The following is a 3791-nucleotide window of genomic DNA, read 5'->3' as shown; positions in this document are numbered from 1 at the left end:
CCCTGACCAGCACCGCGACTACTCCACGCAGCCTGTCAATCCCCCCTGAACAGCCCAAACAGGATGAGACAAGCTCCTGGATCGAGCGCGATCACGTCGCCGACCAAGGTCTGGCCCACCCCGGCTCCACGTGGCGGTGGGCGAGCCGGACACAACGCGGCACCTTCCCGCCGATCTTGCACTTTCGATTGCCGTTAGGAGCCGGTACGCCCGGTATGTCGGCGCAGAAAGTGCAAGATCGGCGCGGCGGGGGCGGGCGTTGATCCTGCGGTCGCGCACCTGGTGGGCGGACTTTTGTCAGGTGGAGCGAAACTTCTGCTGATCGCGAGGGAGCTTTGCCTTTGTCCGGAGTCAAGGGTAGGGTCGCTTTTCAGATAGAGGGTTGCCCATTCGTCGATCGGCCTGCCTGCCGCCCCTGCCGGGGTCGGCCGCGGTCCGCCCACAGGGTCGCCGACCGCGGAATAACGCGTCGTCCACACCGTCCACGCCGGAGCACATCTCCGGCCGGTTCGGCGCGTCCCGGTGCGGGCAGCCGGTTGACCGCTACCGACGGCACGCCATCCGTCAGGGAGGAACCACCACCATGGATCACCAGGCCAACCGCTCGGAGTCGACCGTGGCCTCCGAGCCGGTCAGCCGGCGCGGACTGCTCCGCGCCGCGACCGTCTCCGCCGCAGCCGTCGGCGCCGCCGGGATTCTCGCCGGCCCGGCCAGCGCGGCGCCCGCCGGTGACACCGCCGCCGCGGGCCAGTCCCACGGTCGGCGTCGGGTGCCGGTGGACCGCATCAGCATCCAGCTCTACACCCTGCGCGACCAGCTCGCCGCCGACCTGCCGGGCACCCTCACCGCCCTGCGCCGCATCGGCTACCGGCGGGTCGAGCACGCCGGCTTCGTCGGGCGTACGGCCGCGGAGTTCCGTGCCGCGCTCGACGCCGCGGGGTTGCGTGCCACCTCCGGGCACACCGGCATCCCCCAGCCGTTCGACGCCGCCACCTGGGAACGTGCCCTCGCCGATGCCAACACGTTGGGCTGCAAGAAGATCGTGCACCCGTACTTCGGGCGGGACGCCGAGGGCCGCCCGTACCGGGACCCGGCCATCTACCGGGCCCTGGCCCGGGACCTCAACCAGGCCGGCCGACTCGCCGAGCGCGCCGGTCTCGACTTCGGCTACCACAACCACCAGCTGGAGTTCGTGCCGCTGACCGACGGCTCGACCGGCTTCGAGATCCTCACCAGGCAGACCGATCCCCGGCTGGTCCACTTCGAGCTGGACCTCTACTGGACCTGGCGCGGAGCGCACGACCCGGTCGACGTCATCCGGGAGAACCGAGGGCGGATCCGTCAGGTGCACGTCAAGGACCTGGACGTCGAGGGTGGCTTCGCCGACCTCGGCAACGGTGTCATCGACTTCGGCCGCATCTTCGCGCATGAGCGGGAGGCGGGCATCGAGGAGTACATCGTGGAACGCGATGACGCCGGCACCTCGCCGCGGGTGCCCGCCGACGCCATCGAGACCGCCCGGGTCGGCTTCGACTATCTCGCCTCACTCCGGTACTGAGCACCGTGAAGGACTACTTGATGAACAGGACCGCATTCGCGTCCGCCCTGCTCCTGGTGACCGCCGGCCTGGTCGCGCCGACGACGGCGGCGACCGCCGCGCCGGCTCCGCCACCGGACAGCAGCTTCCAGAAGGTGACGCTGAACGACTTCCCGGGCGAGCCGATGAGCCTCGCCGTCCTGCCCGACCTGCGGGTGCTGCACACCTCCCGGACCGGCGAGGTACGCATCCACGACCCGCGCACCGGGCTCAACACCCTCGCCGCCGACATCGACGTGTACCAGCACGACGAGGAGGGGTTGCAGGGCATCGCGATCGACCCGAACTTCGCCCAGAACAAGTGGGTGTACCTGTACTACTCCCCGCCCATGGACACCCCGGTGGACGACCCGGCCACGCCGGACGTCAACGAGGGGGACGCGCCCGAGGTCGGCACCGCGGCGGACTGGCAGCGGTTCAAGGGCGCGCTGCGGCTGTCCCGGTTCAAGCTGGAGGGGATGAAGCTCAACCTCGCCAGCGAGCAGCAGATCATCGACGTGCCGACCGACCGGGGGATCTGCTGCCACGTCGGCGGCCAGATCGACTTCGACAGCAAGGGCAACCTGTACCTGTCGACCGGTGACGACACCAACCCGTTCGCCTCCGACGGCTACGTCCCGATCGACGAGCGGGCCGACCGGAACCCGGCGTACGACGCCCAGCGCACCGCGGCCAACACCAACGACCTGCGCGGCAAGCTCCTGCGCATCAAAGTGAAGGCCGGTGGCGGATACACGGTCCCGGAGGGCAACCTGTTCAAGCCGGGCACCGCGCAGACCCGACCGGAGATCTACGCGATGGGGCTGCGCAACGCTTTCCGCTTCGCGGTCGACAGGCGCACCGACGACGTGTACGTGGGCGACTACTCCCCCGACGCCTCCACGGCGAACCCGGAGCGCGGGCCCGCCGGCCACGGTCGGTGGATGGTCATCGACAAGCCGGCGAACTACGGCTGGCCGTACTGCGTGACGCCGACCATCGCCTACCGCGACTACGACTTCGCCACCGGCGTGTCCGGTCCGAAGTTCAACTGCAAGCGCCCGGTCAACGACTCACCGCACAACACGGGCAAGCGCGTGCTGCCGCCGGTCGAGGCCCCGCAGGTCTGGTACTCGGCGGCCGCCTCGGCCGAGTTCCCGCAACTGGGCACCGGCGGCATCGCCCCGATGGGCGGCCCGGCGTACGACTACGACGGGACCAGCACGTCCCGTACCCGGTGGCCGGCCTACTACGACGGGGTGCCGCTGTTCTACGAGTGGACCCGGGACTACATCAAGGAGTTCCGCCTCGACTCCGACGGCGACGTCACGGACATCCGGCCGGTGGCGCCGTCGATCGTGGTGGACAACCCGATGGACATGGAGTTCGGTCCGGACGGCGCGCTCTACGTGCTGGAGTACGGCGACGGCTACTTCGCCGAGAACCCGGACGCGCAGTTGTCCCGGATCGACTTCGTCAGGGGCAACCGGACGCCGATCCCGAAGATCAGCGGTACGCCGACCGTCGGGCAGGCCCCGCTGACCGTCGCGTTCTCCAGCGCCGGCACCACCGACCCGGACGGCGACAAGCTGAGCTACGCGTGGGACTTCGACGCGGACGGCTCGGTGGACAGCACCAACCCCAATCCGACGTGGACGTTCCAGGAGAACGGGTCGTACACGCCGACACTGAAGGTGACCGACCGCACCGGACGCTCGGCCTCGGCGACCTTGCCGCTGGTGGTCGGGCCGACCGCGCCGGTCATCGAGTTCGTCGCCCCGGTGGCCGGGCAGCCCTTCCAGTTCGGGCAGACGGTCGCGTACGAAATCAAGGTCACCGACGACCTTCCGGTGGACTGCTCGCGGGTGAAGGTCACCTACGTGCTCGGCCACGATGAGCACGGGCACCCGCTCTCCACGGCGACCGGGTGCTCCGGCACCATCCCCACCTTCCTCGACGGTGGGCACAGCGGCGCGGACAACCTGACCGCGGTGTTCGTCGCGGAGTACACCGACGCGCCGACGGAGCCGGGCGTGCCGCCGCAGAGCGCCACGGCGACCGTGGTGCTCGATCCCACGCCGGTGGCCGGCCTGGCCGGCTGACCTGTCGACAGTGACGGCGGCGGGGGCCCGGGAATATTACGGGGGGCCCCCCCGCCCCATGGGGGCCGGGGCCGGGGACCCCCAGGGCACCACGATAGGGGGGAAGCGAGCGC

2 protein-coding genes are annotated in these 3791 nt (G+C 70.3%); both read left to right on the top strand.

What is annotated here, in order from left to right; genetic code table 11:
• Positions 1 to 583: 583 nt before the first annotated feature.
• On the top strand, positions 584 to 1558 hold the full coding sequence (locus ACLQ25_RS25135) for a sugar phosphate isomerase/epimerase family protein (RefSeq protein WP_425733251.1): 975 nt from the start codon (positions 584 to 586) through the stop codon (positions 1556 to 1558).
• 20 nt (positions 1559 to 1578) lie between these two features.
• A complete protein-coding gene (locus tag ACLQ25_RS25130) occupies positions 1579 to 3678 on the top strand; it encodes a PQQ-dependent sugar dehydrogenase (protein ID WP_425733250.1) in 2100 nt (699 codons plus the stop codon).
• Positions 3679 to 3791: the final 113 nt, after the last annotated feature.

It is taken from the genome of Micromonospora sp. DT44, from assembly GCF_049841635.1.
Taxonomy (GTDB): domain Bacteria; phylum Actinomycetota; class Actinomycetes; order Mycobacteriales; family Micromonosporaceae; genus Micromonospora.
This window is presented reverse-complemented; position numbering and strand designations above follow the sequence as displayed.